Source organism: Pseudomonas sp. GW822-FHT02E03 (assembly GCF_058802325.1).
The window spans coordinates 1-16307 of sequence record NZ_JBXAOA010000071.1; the positions used below are offsets into that span (position 1 = coordinate 1).

A 16307-nucleotide genomic window follows, 5' to 3' on the forward strand; every position below is an offset into this window, starting at 1 on the left:
GAGCTGGCGGGTTTCGCTAAAGAAGCCATCGGCTGGGTGGCCAGCCGAAGACTTTAGAGATGTGTAGATACCTATGCTCATCGCGGGCAAGCCCGCTCCCACAGTGACGGATGTCGTACATGCATTTTGTGTCCGGCACTGAACCTGTGGGAGCGGGCTTGCTCGCGATAGCAACAGATCAGACAACACAGTAAGTCCGGTCGGCTCAAATCCAGGCGACTGCCAGCAATCCAGCCCCCAACACCACACACAACGGCGAATACGCCCATGTGTCGAGCCGGGCAAACTTCGAATCCTTGACCTGCTTGAAGAATCCCACCAAATTCGAATCGCCGATCGCCCGGGCGAACATCAGCAGCGCGATCGCGCTGATCACCCATTGCAGCGACCAATGATGCACCGCGGGCAGATACAGCCCGACCCGCAGGCACACCAGCATCGCGATCAGCAGCAAGCCCACCGCCACCAGCAACGTGGCAAAGCCTGACGGCTTGAAGGCCGGCCTCGATGCCTCACCGCCCTCCCCGGGCACGCGCGGCACCGCCGCCTCGCTGCCCCATTTGCCACCCGCCGCCCAATACAGGTGGACCAGGCTGATCAATAAAAAGATTGCAGCAATCCATTGCGCGACCAAAAGACTCATATTCAGGCATCCGGTGTGAAATGTTGCAGCAGGATGAACTTCCTTGCGCGTTTTTGTAAGGGTATTCGTCATTGACGGAGTTCCCCTTGTGGGAGCGGGCTTGCTCGCGAAGACGGCGGCACATCCAGCCTGGAGGTGACTGACGAACCGCTTTCGCGAGCAAGCCCGCTCCCACACTGGATTCGCGTCGGCCAGGAATACCGGGATCAATCCAGTCCTCTGCCCCCTCTATTTCAGGGCGGCAGAAACTTTATCCGCCACATCCTTCGGCACCCAGGCCCGCCACACGTCCGGGTGCGCCTTCATGAACGCCTCCGCCGCTTGACGTGGCGGGGTGTGTTTTTCGCTCATGTCAGCCAAGGCCATGTTCAACGCTTCGATCGGTAAATCGACCTTGGTGAAGAACTCGGCAATTTGCGGGTACTGTTTCTGAAATGGCGTGGACACGCCAATGGACAGCTTCGAGGGCAGCGAACGAGTCGGTTTCGGATTGGGGTTGTCGGCGTCGGTCAGGGTTTTCCAGGCTTCAGCGTCGAACGGTGGCTCTTGCAACTGAATCAGCTTGAAACGACCGAGCAACGGTGTCGGCGACCAGTAATAGAACAGGACCGGCTTGCCGCGACGAATCGACGAACTGATCTCTGCGTCCAGCGCCGCTCCCGAACCACTGCGAAAGTTCACGTAGCTGTCGTCCAGCCCATACGCCTTGAGCTTCTGCTTGTTAACCACTTCCGACGTCCAGCCGATCGGGCTATTGAGAAAACGCCCCTTGCCCGGGGTTTCCGGGTCTTTGAACACGTCTTTGTAGCGTGGCAGATCACTGATACTGCGCAGATCCGGCGCCATCGGCTTGATGCCCTTGGCCGGGTCGCCCTTGATCACGTACTCCGGCACCCACCAGCCCTCGGTAGCACCTTTGACCGTATCGCCCAGGGCAGCGACTTTGCCCTCGGCCTCAGCCTTGACCCAGACCGGACTGCGACCGGCCCATTCCTCGCCAATGACCTGAATGTCATTGTTGGCCAGCGCGGTCTCCAGGGTAATGGTCGTCCCCGGCAAGGTATCGGTCGGCAAGCCATAGCCCTTCTCGACGATGATCCGCAGGATATCGGTGATCAGGCTGCCGCTTTCCCAGTTCAGGTCGGCGAAATGGATCGGCGCCTGGGCAGCGAACACCGGAACGGGTGAAGCCAATAAACCGAACGTGGCCAGGGTAGCGGCCAGTAACCGTCGAAATCCCCTCATGCTTTTGCACCTCGCGCTGTTCACAGCAATAGCAGGATGGCCTGACAAAGAAGACCGCAAGCCTCTGAATACTCAGTCATCTGACTGTAGTTGAGGTTCCTGCTTTCGAGGGACGAGGATTAACTTTCGGAAGGTTCCTGCAAGCGTGCAAGCTCTCTTCTGACCATGCTGGCGTACGCCGCCGGACGCAACAGGTAAATCTGTGACGCCACCCAACTCAGCCAGGCTCCCTGTAGAACGGCCTTTTGAGCCAACAGACGCTGCGCCTCGGTGTGCGCACTGGCCTGGTTCTGTTCGTGGAAGTCGGCGCGGGTCAGGGTCATTACTCGCTGGCCTTGAAGGTCACCAGTTCGCCCTTGCGCCATTTGGCGGCCTTGGCGGTCACGGCTTTCAGGGTTTTGGTCAGGCCTTCCTGCAATTGTTGATGGGCCGCAAACACCATCACCACGCTATGACCTTCCTTGAACACAATGCCGTGGCCGTCTGCGGTGGTCACGAACGCGTAATCCCCCAGCCCGTACACCGTCAGTTTGATTTCGCGGAATTTGATGTCCAGCTTGCCGCCTTCGCGACTGGGCAATACGGAAGCGCTGAAATGATCGCCGACCTTGAGTTTAAGCCCTGGTTTGTCATCCACCACCAGCGCTGCTTCGGTGTCGAGCTCGGCAATGTAAATGCCTTCAGCGTTCTGTTCGGTGATGTAAACGAAACGTGACTGAAACTGTTTAACCAGCTTTGCGCGCAAATCACCCAGTACGAACAAAGCATGCATATCGAGATTACTTACTGCCAAGGAAACATCCCCACATCTGAAAATGACGCCGTACGCCGGAAACGCGCACAGCAGAAAAAAGCGGCAATGCCGAGGTGTAGCCAAATGACCCGGGTCGAATCCTGGAATGAGCAGAGGGCCCATTCATCGTGAGGCTTGAGAAGATTACTGGAACATCCCTCACGTCGTCTTGCCTGGCGGTCGTCAGATGTTGAAGGAAAACGCCCTTCTGACGGCCAGATAAAACCGGATTACTAACTTTAGGGAAAATTCTCTCTAAAAAAAGCACTTTTCCGACATATCGCCAGTAAAAAATTGCTTTAGATGGGCATCAATCGCCAACCATCAATGGCGATTCTAGAGCAGCCATGCTCACCGAGACTACCCATAACACCGTACACACGTCGGTAAAACCACGAAAAGGACTTCATATGTGCACACTGACTCACTTTGCCCAGCCTCACGCCCGACACACAAATGGTTCGTCATCCCTGCATTCGATGATGCTCCACCCGCAAGACTTTCTGCCTGAAGAGCGTCTGCTCCCACGTTTTCAGGTGATATTGGCCGGCAACGCCTTTTTCCACATCAGGGAAATATCCACTGGACGTGTAAGAGGTTTCCGCGGCAATCATAACGATGCCTGCGCCCTTGCCCGTTTACTCGAGGCACGCAGTTGAGGCACCTGCAGCGCTCACTTCTATAGACGTTTCGTCACACCGGTGACTTAACTCAGCCGCCGGCAGGCAACTACTGCCATACTGCCCGACCAATGAAACCCGCCCCCAGGGCGGACGGCGTTCAACACAACAACTATTTCCAAGGGAAGACTGCTACGTGACGGAATTTGATATCGGTGAATTTTTTATCCGGGGCGAAGCCAGAGAGGTCGAAGGCGAATTCCAGGCAGTCATTATCATGCGCGCCAAACCGCCGTTGACCACTGTGACGTCTCATCAGGTCGAAAAGGATCGCTGGTTCAAGACCGCGGATGTCGCGGCCGTTGCCGCCCAGGATGCCGCCAAGGCGCTGAAGCTTGCCGTCGATGAAGGTGCATTGAAAGCCTGATCATCGGATTTGCAGTCTATGCTCATCCCTGCTTTTGAATATCGCTATCGAACTCCTGAAGCGCGGTTCTCTCAGATGCCTCTCAGCTGCAATGAAGCCGCACCTCGGATCTCGCACTCGACGCGACGAATTATCTGCAAGGAGATGAAGATGGACTCACCCACACATGATTTGAAAGGCCTGTTCGACCAGCTCGGTCTGGACTCCAGCGAGAAGGCCATCGACGATTTCATTGCCAGTCATTCCCCCTTGGCCGATGACAAGAAACTCATCGACGCCGAGTTCTGGACCCCGCAACAAGCCGGCTTCCTCAAAGAACAACTGCGTGAAGACGCCGATTGGGCGCATGTGGTCGACGACCTGAACCTGCGCATGCACCAGATCCACTAGCCTGGGCTCAATGCAGGCTGTCGGGCATTTCGGCACTCAATTGCGCCAACCAGGCAGCCCTGCACTCTTCAGCCTCATTGCGACTGGAGAACGCCGTCCCCCGGCGCTCACCGTTGAGCAGCACGACCCAACAGACGCTCTGCCCCATCGCACGCAAACTGGCGGGCACACCGCTGCCAATCATGACCGCGACATCGACTTTACTGTGCATGCTGCCCTCTCGAATTTCATTAGCGACCTAACTATGTAGACATGTTAATGAGTTCATCCGCGAGGAAACAGCAACGGCCCTGCACAGCTTCGTTGCAGAACCGGTAACAATGGCCGGGACTCTCAGCGAGGACTTTGCGGCTTGTAACCCAGGCGCAAACCACCCCAATGCCGCCCCTTGAACATGATCGGCACCGAGAGGTCGTGCATCAGTTCACCGGTGTCGCGGGTGTAAGTCTGCAACAGCACGGGCTGCTGATGGCTGCCACAGCGGATCCCGGTGCGGTCGGCGAATTTGCGCTTGGTGCGGTTGTGCAGGGTATCGACCTGCACATCACCGGTCAGCGGCTGGCTGAACACGGTGTTATGGGTCGGCACATAACCCTGCTGCGTGCAGGCGATGGCGAACACCAGGCCTTCATGGCGCGGCAGCAACGGTTCCTGAATCGCCGGCAATACCTGATCGGTGTAGCGGTCGAAACGGGTCTGGTATTTGGCCGGGCTGGTGTTGGGGATCGCCTGGTAACTGCGATCAAACAGGTCATCGAGGCTGATCCGGCCCTGATCGATATCCGCTTCAAAGCGTGCAGCAATCTGACTCGCCCCTTCGCGGGCCAGGTCATAAATCCGCTGGTGATAGTCATCCAGCCCGACTTCGGCCAGGCGTTCGCTGATGGTTTCGGCCTGCCCTTCCATCTGCACCGCAGCCTGGGCTAGCCGCTGAGTCTGCTGGTCGCTGATCGCCAGATCACTGCGCATCTGTTCGATGGCGTGGAACAGACTGTCGAGTTGTTCGCGGTTGGTGTCTGCGCCTTGAGCGATTTCCCCGACCTGCCTTTCGACCCCGGCGGCCAGGCGCGCAATGTTTTCCAGGTGCTGCCCGGTGTGCTCGACTTGAGCAACACCGGTATTCAGATCGCTCGCCAGTTGACGAATCTGCTCCACCACTTGCGCGGTGCGTTGCTGAATGTCGGCGACCATCTCCCCGACTTCACCGGTCGCCGTCGCCGTGCGCGCGGCCAGCCCGCGAACCTCATCGGCCACTACCGCAAAACCGCGACCGTGCTCGCCGGCCCGCGCCGCTTCGATGGCCGCGTTCAGCGCCAACAAATTGGTCTGGCTGGCGATGGACTGAATCACCAGCGTGACCCGCTGGATATCGTCGCTGCGCAGGCTCAGCGCTTCGATCAGCTCGCGACTGCTGCTGGCACGCTCACTGAGTTGATGCATGCGCGCAATCGACTCGACCAATTCCGTGCGCCCTGCCGCGCTGCTCTGATGGGCTTCGCTGGCTGCGCTCAAGGCTCCCCGACTGAGTTTCGACGTAGCGTGCTCGGTGGTAATCATCACTTCAGCGCTGCTGACAATCTGCGCCGCGGCGTTGAGCTGGGATTGCAGTTTGTCCGCCAGTTGCTTGACCGAATAGGCGACGCCAGCGGCCGACAAGGCGTTATGACTGGTGGTGTAGGAAAGATCGCGAGTCAATTCGGCGATGGCGCTGGAACTGTCTGCGGGGGTTGCGTCAGGGAGAGTGCGCGAGCGCAGGCGCGGCAGCCAGATAATCAGCACGGCCAAAGGCAGACCAAGGTAAAGCGACCAGCCAGCCAACGCCATGCCGCACAGCAATAGCATCAGGGCGATGCTTTGCAGGGTCGGCGTCAGCCAAAGGTTTTTCGGCAAAAGTGCTGGTGCAGGCATTGCCTCAACCAGAGATCCGTCCCTCGTCATCTTCGTCACCCCACGCGTCTTCTAGTTGTTGTGATCGCATTAAACGCCACTACAAAGCCATTATCTATGGTCCGTTAGTAGTGGGGGGTTGAAGCAGATCAATAGAAGTGCGTGAAAATTTTTTGGGCGACAAAAAGCTTCGCGGGCAAGCCTCGCTCCTACAGGTCATATCCGTAGGAGCGAGGCTTGCCCGCGATGGGGGCGCTACTGAATCAGGCCTGACGCTGGTGCTTGTCGATCTGCTCGTGACGCTCTTGAGCTTCGATGCAGTACTTGGTGGTCGGGCTGATCAGCAGGCGTTTCAGGCCGATGGCCTCGCCGCTGTCGTCGCACCAGCCAAAGCTGTCTTCCTTGATGCGTTCCAGGGCCTGTTCCAACTGAGGCAGCATGCGCTGGTCGCGATCGATCGCGTTCACCAGCCAGGTGCGCTCTTCTTCGACGGAAGCCGCGTCAGCCGGATCGGCCGGGGTGTCCAGGCTCTCGATGGCGATGCGATTCTGCTCGATGCGCTCATGGGTTTCGACTTTCATGTTCTGCAACAGCTCAGAGAAAAAAGCATGTTGCTCGGCATTCATGTAGTCATCCGCCGGCATGGCCAGCAACTTGTCCTTTGTCATTGATATCTCTATAAAAAAACGTGCATTAAGGCGAATTAGGGAGCGATCCGTTGAACCTGAAGCGTTCATTGGAAAGGCGCCGTTTATTCCAAGCGCCACCCGGCACTCAATTTACGAGGGGCGGCAGTCTAAGGCCGACTTGAGGCCTCAGCAACTGAAAAGACAGCAAATCTGTCCGACAAAGCCCTGAAAGTGCGCTACGGCTGGCTTTGAGGCGCTTATCGGAGTGCGTTTATAGCAAGAAATTCAGTCGAGCGGCTGTATATAGAAGACAAACGGCTGCGCCACGCGGGTCAGGCGTGGCGCATTTTCGCGTTTGGTCCGGCCTTCAGCGCTTGAGTTTGCGCTTGTTGCGGTATTGGTCGATGACCACCGCCACCACAATAATCAGCCCCTTGATGATGTCTTGAATATAAGCATCAACCCCGACAAAGGTAAAGCCGCTGGCCATGACCCCGAGGATCAACGCGCCGATCACGGTGCCGGTGATCCGCCCTACGCCACCGGCCAGGCTGGTGCCGCCGATGACCGCCGCGGCAATCGCGTCCAGTTCATAAGACATGCCCATCCCGGCCTGCCCGGTCGCGGCCCGTGCCGACGCCACCACCCCGGCCAGGCCTGCAAGCAATCCGGCGATGCTGTAGACGATCACCAGATGCCGCTTGACGTTGATCCCGGAGGTGCGCGCCGCCTGCATGTTGCCGCCGATGGCGTAGGTGTACTTGCCGTACTTGGTGTAGCGCAGGGCGATGTGAAAGATCACCGCCACCACCAGAAAGATGATCACCGGCATCGCGCCGTGTCCAATGGCCGTGTAGGAATCCGAGAGCATGCTCACCGGCTGACCTTCGGTGTAGTAGCGCGCCAGGCCCCGGGCCGAGACCATCATGCCGAGGGTGGCAATGAACGGCGGAATCCCGGTGATCGCAATGATGCTGCCGTTGATCGCCCCCGCCAGCAATCCCACCCCGAGCCCGACGATCACTGGAATCCACACCGGCAAGTCAGTCAGGGACGGAAACACCGCCCGGGCAAAGTCCGAGGTCTGGGCCAGGCTGGCGGCAATCATCGCCGACAGCGCCAGCACCGAACCGGAGGACAGGTCGATACCGGTGGTGATGATGACCTGGGTCACCCCGATCGCCAGCAGGCCGATGATCGACACTTGCAGGATCATCAGCACCAGACGCTGAGAGTTCATCAGGAAGCTCTGGTCCCGCACGATCCAGCCGAACATTTCGAAGACCAGGCCGATGCCGATCAGCACCAGGAAGATACTCAACTCGGTCGGAAAGCGCCGGCGACTCTTGACCGGTACCGCTGCAGGCTTGTTTTCCAGTATCGCGTTCATAACCACTCACCCTTCTATTGCGTCATCGACGGCGGCCATGGCCACCGCCGGCATCCATTAGTGAACCGCGGACATGCCCGAGGCCAGTTGCATTACCCGTTCCTGGGTCGCTTCGCTGCGGTCGAGAGTGCCCATCAGGTCGCCCTCGTGCATGACCATGACCCGGTCGCTCATGCCCAGTACTTCCGGCAGTTCCGAGGAAATCATGATCACCGCCATGCCTTCGCTGGCGAGGTAGGAGATAAGCCGGTAGATCTCGGCCTTGGCACCGACATCGATACCCCGGGTCGGCTCGTCGAGAATCAGGATGCGCGGATTGGTCATCAGCCAGCGCGCCAACAAGGCCTTCTGCTGATTACCGCCGGACAAGGTATCGATGCACTGCTCCAGCGACGGCGTTTTCACCCGCAGCTTCTTGCACATGTCTTCACATAACGCGCGCAAGGCTTTCTGCTGGATGAAGCCGTTGCCGACGTAATGGGGCAAGACTGCCATTTCCATGTTTTCCAGCACCGACAGGCACGGGAACAGGCCGCTGAGCTTGCGATCTTCGGTCAACAGCGCGAAGCCCTTCTCGATCGCCATGTGCGGATCGCTGATGCGCACCACCTCACCGTCGAGGCGGATTTCGCCACCGTCGCTTGGGGTGATGCCGAAAATCGCCTCGGCGACATTGGTCCGCCCTGAACCCATCAACCCGGCGATGCCAAGGATCTCCCCGGCATGCAGGTCGAAGGAGACGTCCTTGAAAATGCCGTCCAGCTTGAGGTCGCGAACCGACAGCAACAGATCACCGATCGGCTTCTCGCGCACCGGGAACAACTGGCTCAGCTCGCGGCCGACCATCATTGAAATCAGGCTGTCGCCGTCCATGCTGTCGGCCCGCTGCAAGCCGATGTAGGCGCCGTCACGGAACACCGCCACTTCATCGGCGATGCTGAACACTTCGTTCATTTTGTGGGTGATGTAGATGATGCCTTTGCCCTGGCGCTTGAGGTCCGCAATGATCGAGAACAGATGGGCGACTTCCTTATCGGTGATGGCCGAGGTCGGTTCGTCCATGATCAGGATGTCGGAATCGTAGGACACAGCCTTGGCAATCTCGACCATCTGCCGTTCGGCGATGCTCAGGTTGCCCACCAGCTCTTCAGGGTCGAGGTTGATCCGCAGGCGTTCCAGCAGTTTGGCGGTGCAACGGTGCATCTCGCGATGGTCGATCATGTGCAGACCGTTGAGCTGTTCGCGGCCGATCCAGATGTTCTCGGCGATGCTCATGTGCGGCATCAGGTTGAGTTCCTGGTGGATCATCGCGATCCCGGCCTGAAGCGCAGCCAGTGGTGTTTCAAAGACCACCGGTTTGCCCCGCAGGCGCAACTCGCCGGCGTCCGGCTGGTAGATGCCGGCAATGATTTTCATCAGGGTGGATTTGCCGGCGCCATTCTCGCCCATCAGCGCCAGCACGGAACCGGGACGCACCCGCAGCTGTACGTCGGACAAGGCCACCACACCGGGAAAACCCTTGCTGACGTTGATGATCTCCAGCAGGTACGGCTCATCGACAGGTGTTGCAGTTGGCTGGACACCCATTAACGGGGTGCTCGAAGCAGTCGCTGAAGCGAACATGATCAGGTACTCCATCAGCAAGGTCGCGTTGCAACCTTGCGTGCTTATTGTTGTTATCGAACGGACAGACTATTTGAAGGTGTCGACGTTTTGCAGCGTGATCAGGCGATACGGCACCCACACGGCCGGCTCGACCGGTTCGTTTTTGGCCATTTTCACCGCCGTGTCGATCGAACCGTCCGCCTGCCCCTTGGCGTCCTGGAACACCGAGACCAGCAGAGAGCCCTTCTTCACCGCGTTCAAACCGTCGGGCGTACCGTCGACACCGGCGATCAGCACACTGCCTTTGGCGACGCCAGCCTGTTGCAGGGCCATTGCCGCGCCAATCGCCATCTCGTCGTTGTTGGAGACCACTGCGTCGAATTTGCGGCCCTGGGTCAGCCAGTCGTTGACCAGGGTCATGCCCTTGTCCCGCGACCAGATGCCGGACTGCTCTTGCTCGATCTTGATGTTCGGGTACTTGGTCAGCACCTCTTTGACGCCCTTGGTGCGGTTGGTGGTGGAGTTGTTGGCCAAATCACCGAGCAGAATCACGATGTCGCCCTTGCCGCCCATTTTTTCGGCCAGGTACTGCATCTGCATCTGGCCGGCCTCCAGATCGTTGGAGGCGACAGTGACCACGCCTTTGGGCAGGTTCAGGTCATCGGGACGACGATTGACGTACACCAGCGGAATACCGGCCTTGACCGCTGCTTCAGTGATTTTTTTGGTGGCGGCGGTATCCACCGGGTTGACCACAATGGCGTCCACCTTCTGGCTGATGAAGCTTTCTACCTGGCTCAACTGCCTGACCACGTCGCTGCGCGCGTCTTCGAACTGCAGCTTGACGCCATCGGGATAGGACTTGGCTTTGGTGTCCATGGATTCGCGCAGGTAGGTCAGCCAGGTGTCATCGAACTGCGACATGCTGACGCCGATCTTCATATCAGCGAGTGCGGCGCCGCTGGCGAACATCAGGGACAAGGCCAGCGAGGCGAAACGGATCTTGGTCTTCATGAAAAGTCTTTCTCCACATTCTTGTTGGTTTTATGGATAAGGCGTGACGATTTCAGTGAACGGGCAAGCGGACAATCGGTGCACCCGGAATACAGCAGACCAGGGCGCCGTTGCGTTCGACGCAAAGCAAGTGAAAGAAGGAATGAAACGAGACGCGAGGCAGGTCGCGAGAGAGGTGTAGCGCGGAACGTAAAGCATGCAAAGCAGAGTTGAAGGTTTTCATCGACGGTACCTGGCTTTTGTTTCTTGTTTTTGGTGCGTCCTTCACTCGTTCAAGGCCTGCTTGAGCGTGATCGGACGTTGATAGTCGGCAACCTGGAAATGACTTTATTGGAAAATAATTTCTATATCAACTCATTTTAGAATTTTATTCTGATTTTATTCCATGACTCTCGAACGGGCTCAGTGCCACCACTTGATGGCGCTCGAAGCTGAGCCGCGCAGCGTCTAGCACGCGGGTGGTCGCCAGTGCATCACGGGCGTCGACCGGCAGTGGGCCACCGCTCTGTAACGCGGTTTGTAGCTGCAAATAGAACTGATTCCAGCAGCCACGCTCGGACGGCACCCGCTCACGCACCTCGCCCTGCTCGAACCAGCCCCAGCGCCGGTGTTCTTCGACGCCCCAGCGCTCGCCTTCGGATTTCGGTGTGAGCCCGGCGAGCGTCGACGCCTCTTGCCCGTCCAGACCGTCGACGCTGTAGCAGCCCTGGGTGCCGGTCACGCGAAAGCGCGGGCCGGGGGTGTTTTGCAGGCAACTGCCGCCCAGGTGCGAGATCACGCCACTGGCATGGGTCAGGGACATAAAGAAGCCGTTGTCGAAGGGCTGGCCTTTTTCGAGGTAATCCAGTTCGGCGTACACACGGGTGACGGGGCCGAACAACAAGAGCGCCTGATCCACCAGATGACTGCCCAGATCGCGCAGAAAACCGCCGCCGCTGCCGTTGTTCACCGACTGTGGCGAATAGCGCTCGATCCGCGATTCGAAACGGGTGACCCGACCCAGCGCACCGGACTCGATGAGTTTGCGCACGGTGAGAAAGTCCGAGTCCCAGCGCCGGTTCTGGTAGACGCTCAGTTGCACGCCCTGACGCTCGGCCATGGTGATCAGGGTTTGCGCTTGTTGCGCATCAGCAGCGAACGGCTTGTCGCTGACCACCGCCACTTCGTGTTCGATGGCGTCGAGTACCAGCGCCGGGCGACCTTTGAGCGGCGTGGAAATCACCAGCACATCGACCCCGGCTTCGACCAGTTGGCCGATGCTGTCGAAGGCCGGCACACCGGGATGTTCCGTGGCCAGCAGTTGTCGGCGCTCGGCGGAACGGGTGACCACGCCTACAAAGCTCGCCGCCGGCAAACTGCTGATCAGCGGAGCATGGAAAAACCGGCCGCCATGGCCGTAACCGACAAGTCCGATACGCATCAATCAACTCCTTCTTATGATCGTTCCCACGCTCTGCGTGGGAACGCCGCCATGGACGCTCTGCGTCCGCTTTGTGACGCGGAGCGTCACGGGATGCATTCCCACGCGGAGCGTGGGAACGATCGGCTACAGGGTTATTGGCAGAGTTCGCGAGTCACACGTTCGAGCATCATGCGATTGGACTCGTCCGGCCGGTCTTCCCAGGCGAATACCGAGACGGTAGCGATGCCATCGAACTTGATCTCGCGCAGGGTGCTGAAAAACGCTTCCCAGTCGACCTCGCCCTGGCCGATGTCCAGATGCTGGTGCACGGTGGCGGTGACGCCCGGCGGGTTGACGATGTAGCGCAAGCCCGAGGAAGCCTTGTGGTTGTAGGTGTCGGCGATGATCAGGTGGCTCAGTTTCGAGCCGGCGTACTTGAGCATCGAGGCGATATCACCGACGCCGTCGTCATAGAAAAACGTGTGCGGCGCGGCGTAGAGGTAGTTGATCCAGTCCCGGTCCAGACCGCGAATGATGTCTACCGACTCATTGTTGCGCTCGCAGAAATCATAAGGGTGGGCCTGGATATCGAGCTTGATGCCTTCGCGCTCGAACTCGGGGATCAGTTCGTCCATGGAGCGCATGAACTGGTTTTCGCACACCAGCGGGTTGTCCGACTGGCCGGTGAACTCGGTGTTGACCAGTTCGCAGTCCATCTCCACGGCAATCTGGATCGCGCGCTTCCAGTTACGCACGGCGGCCACACGCAAACCTTCATCAGCGGCAGCCCAGTGGTACATCGGTAATAAGGAAGAGAGTTTGACCCCGGTGTCGCTCAGGGCTTTGCGAAATTCCTTGATCCGCGCCTTATCAACCCGTGGGGCTTTATAGAACGGCAAGAAGTCTTCCCGGGGCGACAGCTCGATGTGTTCGTAACCGAGCTCGGCAACCTTGTCGACCATCTTGCCCAGGGACAGGTTGCGGTACATGTAGGGATCAAGTGCGATACGCATGTTTTTTTGTTCTCCATCACCTTACGCTGATCGTTCCCACGCTCTGCGTGGGAACGCCGCCATGGACGCTCTGCGTCCGTTTTGTGACGCGGAGCGTCACGGGATGCATTCCCACGCAGAGCGTGGGAACGATCAGTTACAGGGGATTTGGGGTTAGCCGTAGAAATGGGGGCGGTCTGGCAGGCCGACTTTTACGATCTGGCCGCTGCTCTGCGCTTCGATGCAGGCATCCGCCGCCACCGCTGCCGCGAAACCATCCCACGCCGATGGCCCGCCGACCTGCCCGGCCCGTACGCCATCGATGAACGCCTGCAACTCGACGTCGTACGCGGCGATGAACCGGTCCTTCCAGTCCATCAAAATTGCATTGGACAGCTTCGCCCCACTGCGCAATTGAACCTGCGACGGCTCCGGCAGTTTGGCGATGCCGGTCTCCCCCACCACTTCGCACTGGATGTCGTAGCCGTACTGGCAATTGACGAACACTTCCACATCGATGCGCGTGCCCTTGGCGGTTTCCAGCAGCACGATCTGCGGGTCTTTCAAATGGGCGTGGGCCTTGCTGGTCTTGCGCGGGAACACCACTTGCACCGACACATAATCGTCGTCGAGCAACCAACGCAACACGTCCAGCTCATGGATCAGCGTGTCGGTGATCGCCATGTCGGTCTTGTAGTTTTCACCTACGGTCGGGTTGCGGTGGGCGCAATGCAGCATCAACGGTTCGCCGATCTGGCCACTGTCGATCACTGCTTTCAACGCCCGATACCCTTCATCGTACGGGCGCATGAAACCGACCTGCACCAGCCGCTTGCCGTGGGCCACTTCGGCCTCGACGATCTTGCGGCAGCCTTCGGCAGTGACCGCCAGCGGTTTCTCGCAGAACACCGGTTTGCCGGCGGCAATCGCTGCCAGTACAAATTCTTCGTGGCTCGGGCCCCAGGAAGTCACGAGGATCGCGTCGACTTCCGGTGCCTTGATCAGCGCATGACCGTCGGGATAGACCTCGGCAGTCAGTTTCAGATCGGAAACGACCTTGGCCGCTTGCTGCAAATTGATGTCGGTGACCGCGACGACCTGGCTGTTGAGCAAGGTCTGGCTGCAACGACGGATGTGGTCCTGGCCGATGGCCCCGGTGCCGATAACGCCGATCCGCAACGAATTGGAAAGCAAAGACATATAAACACTCCTGTTTGTTCGTTTCAGGGCAATCAGTATTGACGGGCCTTGGCCAGTCGTTCGTTGAGGGTCTTGGCCACCGCATCGGTGCGGGCGCTGGTGGAGACTTGCGCCACGCCGACCCGCCACCACGACAGGTATTTGTGAATCATCGTCTTGGGCAAAACCTTGATATCGATCAGCGTCGACACCGTCTGCAACCGCGCATCCGCCAGGGCGTCTTGTAGTTGCTCGACCGTGTTCACTTTGTATGTCTTGCAGCCATAAGCCGCCGCGCTCATGGCGAAATCCACCGGCACGAAACCGCCATCGAGCTTGCCGGTTTCCGGATTGCGGAAACGGAACTCGGTGCCGAAGCTGTCCATGCCGTGTTCCATTTGCAGGTTGTTGATGCAGCCGAAGGTCATGTTGTCCAGCAGCACCACGTTGATCTTGCGCCGCTCCTGGATCGAGGTCGCCAGCTCCGAGTGCAGCATCATGTAGGAGCCGTCGCCCACCAGTGCATAAACCTCACGCTCAGGCTCGGCGAGCTTCACGCCCAGTGCGGCGTTCACCTCGTAACCCATGCACGAATAACCGTACTCGACGTGGTAGGTGTTCACGCCCTTGCTGCGCCAGCTGCGCTGCAGGTCACCGGGCAAACTGCCAGCGGCGGCGACGATCACGGCGTCATCGGCCAGGGTTTCATTGAGCACGCCGAGCACCCGGCTCTGGGTCAGGCAGGAACCGGTCAGCTCGATGAATTCGCGCAGCACCGCCGGGTCCAGGTGGTCGTTGATTTCCGGGACGAAATCTTTGGCCTGGTATTCGACCTGATAAATGCGATCGACTTCCTCATCCAGTTGCGTCTTGGCCTGACGGGGCTGATCGCCCCAGCTCGAGCGGTAATCACCCAGTACTTCGGCCAGTGCCTGCAGACCGGTTTTGGCGTCCGCCAGCAGTTGCACGCCGTCGAGCTTCAGGGCATCGCAAGGGCTGATATTGAGGTTGAGAAATTGCACGTCCGGGTGCTTGAACAAGGATTTCGAAGCGGTGGTGAAATCGCTGTAGCGAGTGCCGACACCGATGATCAAATCAGCGTCCTTGGCCAGCAGGTTCGCCGCCAGGCAACCGGTTTCGCCGATCCCGCCGACGTTCAGCGGATGGCTGGACACCACCGCGCTCTTGCCGGCCTGGGTTTCGGCAAAGGGAATATCGAAGCGCTCGGCGAACGCCTGTAACGCTGCATTGGCGCCGGAGTATTTGACCCCACCGCCGCAAATGATCAGCGGCTTGTGCTTGCCTTTGAACAATGCCACGGCATCGCCCAGCATCGCTTCGGTGGCCGGGCGGCGTTCGATGCGGTGTACGCGTTTTTGCAGGAAGTAATCGGGATAGTCGTACGCCTCGGCCTGCACGTCTTGCGGCAAGGCCAGGGTCACCGCGCCGGTTTCGGCGGGGTCGGTGAGCACGCGCATGGCGTGGATCGCCGCGGTCATTAGTTGCTCGGGACGGTTGATCCGGTCCCAGTATTTGCTCACGGCCTTGAAGGCATCGTTGGTGCTGATGCTCAGATCGTGGAACTGTTCGATCTGTTGCAGCACCGGGTCCGGTTGGCGACACGCATAAACGTCACCGGGCAACAGCAGCAAAGGGATGCGGTTGGCAGTGGCCGTCGCGGCAGCGGTCAGCATGTTCGCCGCCCCCGGCCCTACGGATGAAGAGCAGGCGTAGATCTTGCGCCGCAGGTGTTGCTTGGCAAAACCGATGGCGGCGTGGGCCATGCCTTGCTCGTTACGGCCCTGATGGACGATCAGGTCGCCGCTGTCCTGTTCCAGGGCTTGCCCCAGGCCCAGCACATTGCCGTGGCCGAAAATGGTAAAGATCCCGGCGACGAATTTGCTCTGGACCCCATCGACCTCGATGTACTGGTTATCGAGGAATTTCACCAGGGCCTGGGCCATGGTCAGTCTTGTTGTGGTCATGCTTGCACCTTTTCTGTATGCAAATCCGATCAATGTGGGAGCGGGGGGGGGGGGGGGGGGGGGGGGGGGGGGGGGGGGGGGGGGGGGGGGGGGGGGGGGGGGGGGG

The 16307-nt window shown here is 59.1% G+C and carries 17 protein-coding genes; 3 read left to right on the forward strand and 14 right to left on the reverse strand.

Annotation, left to right across the window (positions count from 1 at the left end; translation table 11 throughout):
* Window positions 1-205: 205 nt before the first annotated feature.
* The 4 genes from AC1RQB_RS27125 to AC1RQB_RS27140 all read right to left on the reverse strand — a co-directional run bounded on the left by AC1RQB_RS27125 (window position 206) and on the right by AC1RQB_RS27140 (window position 2681).
* Window positions 206-643, reverse strand: a complete 438-nt coding sequence (locus AC1RQB_RS27125; RefSeq protein ID WP_063343281.1) for a DUF3995 domain-containing protein — start codon at window positions 641-643, stop codon at window positions 206-208.
* A gap of 228 nt (window positions 644-871) precedes the next feature.
* Entirely contained in the window at window positions 872-1888 is a 1017-nt protein-coding gene (locus AC1RQB_RS27130; protein ID WP_063343280.1) for an ABC transporter substrate-binding protein, read from the reverse strand.
* A gap of 119 nt (window positions 1889-2007) precedes the next feature.
* Window positions 2008-2211 (reverse strand): hypothetical protein, encoded by a 204-nt coding sequence (locus AC1RQB_RS27135; RefSeq protein ID WP_063343279.1) that lies wholly within the window; start codon window positions 2209-2211, stop codon window positions 2008-2010.
* Window positions 2211-2681, reverse strand: a complete 471-nt coding sequence (locus AC1RQB_RS27140) for a hypothetical protein (RefSeq protein ID WP_008067697.1) — start codon at window positions 2679-2681, stop codon at window positions 2211-2213. The genes AC1RQB_RS27135 and AC1RQB_RS27140 overlap by 1 nt, the downstream gene beginning before the upstream one ends.
* Before the next feature lie 410 nt (window positions 2682-3091).
* Between AC1RQB_RS27140 and AC1RQB_RS27145 the strand changes: the two genes are divergently transcribed.
* From AC1RQB_RS27145 to AC1RQB_RS27155, 3 genes are all read left to right on the forward strand, one after another.
* Complete coding sequence (locus tag AC1RQB_RS27145; RefSeq protein ID WP_081235312.1) at window positions 3092-3340, forward strand: hypothetical protein; 249 nt, start codon at window positions 3092-3094, stop codon at window positions 3338-3340.
* Window positions 3341-3497: 157 nt separating this feature from the next.
* Window positions 3498-3728, forward strand: a complete 231-nt coding sequence (locus AC1RQB_RS27150) for a hypothetical protein (RefSeq protein ID WP_008067701.1) — start codon at window positions 3498-3500, stop codon at window positions 3726-3728.
* Window positions 3729-3878: 150 nt separating this feature from the next.
* Window positions 3879-4118 carry a DUF2789 domain-containing protein gene (locus AC1RQB_RS27155; RefSeq protein WP_063343278.1) on the forward strand — a complete coding sequence of 80 codons (240 nt, stop codon included), beginning with the start codon at window positions 3879-3881 and terminating at the stop codon, window positions 4116-4118.
* Window positions 4119-4125: 7 nt separating this feature from the next.
* Here AC1RQB_RS27155 and AC1RQB_RS27160 read toward each other — a convergent pair whose 3' ends face one another.
* The 10 genes from AC1RQB_RS27160 to iolD form a co-directional block, all read right to left on the reverse strand.
* Complete coding sequence (locus tag AC1RQB_RS27160; RefSeq protein WP_008067703.1) at window positions 4126-4329, reverse strand: hypothetical protein; 204 nt, start codon at window positions 4327-4329, stop codon at window positions 4126-4128.
* 122 nt (window positions 4330-4451) lie between these two features.
* The gene (locus AC1RQB_RS27165; RefSeq protein WP_063343277.1) at window positions 4452-6056 is read right to left on the reverse strand and encodes a methyl-accepting chemotaxis protein; all 1605 of its coding nucleotides are present in this window, start codon (window positions 6054-6056) and stop codon (window positions 4452-4454) included.
* Window positions 6057-6268: 212 nt separating this feature from the next.
* Window positions 6269-6673, reverse strand: coding sequence for a TraR/DksA family transcriptional regulator (locus AC1RQB_RS27170; protein WP_007907888.1), 405 nt, complete (start codon window positions 6671-6673; stop codon window positions 6269-6271).
* A gap of 328 nt (window positions 6674-7001) precedes the next feature.
* Window positions 7002-8024 carry an ABC transporter permease gene (locus AC1RQB_RS27175; protein WP_007907889.1) on the reverse strand — a complete coding sequence of 341 codons (1023 nt, stop codon included), beginning with the start codon at window positions 8022-8024 and terminating at the stop codon, window positions 7002-7004.
* 57 nt (window positions 8025-8081) lie between these two features.
* Window positions 8082-9647, reverse strand: coding sequence for a sugar ABC transporter ATP-binding protein (locus AC1RQB_RS27180; RefSeq protein WP_063343946.1), 1566 nt, complete (start codon window positions 9645-9647; stop codon window positions 8082-8084).
* Between the two features lie 69 nt (window positions 9648-9716).
* Complete coding sequence (locus AC1RQB_RS27185; RefSeq protein ID WP_007907891.1) at window positions 9717-10643, reverse strand: sugar ABC transporter substrate-binding protein; 927 nt, start codon at window positions 10641-10643, stop codon at window positions 9717-9719.
* A 367-nt stretch (window positions 10644-11010) separates the two neighbouring features.
* Window positions 11011-12063, reverse strand: a complete 1053-nt coding sequence (locus AC1RQB_RS27190) for a Gfo/Idh/MocA family protein (RefSeq protein ID WP_063343276.1) — start codon at window positions 12061-12063, stop codon at window positions 11011-11013.
* A 134-nt stretch (window positions 12064-12197) separates the two neighbouring features.
* On the reverse strand, window positions 12198-13058 hold the full coding sequence (locus tag AC1RQB_RS27195) for a sugar phosphate isomerase/epimerase family protein (protein ID WP_063343275.1): 861 nt from the start codon (window positions 13056-13058) through the stop codon (window positions 12198-12200).
* A gap of 153 nt (window positions 13059-13211) precedes the next feature.
* Window positions 13212-14237, reverse strand: coding sequence for a bifunctional inositol 2-dehydrogenase/D-chiro-inositol 1-dehydrogenase (gene iolG, locus AC1RQB_RS27200; protein WP_063343274.1), 1026 nt, complete (start codon window positions 14235-14237; stop codon window positions 13212-13214).
* 32 nt (window positions 14238-14269) lie between these two features.
* Window positions 14270-16201 (reverse strand): 3D-(3,5/4)-trihydroxycyclohexane-1,2-dione acylhydrolase (decyclizing), encoded by a 1932-nt coding sequence (gene iolD, locus AC1RQB_RS27205; protein WP_063343273.1) that lies wholly within the window; start codon window positions 16199-16201, stop codon window positions 14270-14272.
* Window positions 16202-16307 lie beyond the last annotated feature (106 nt).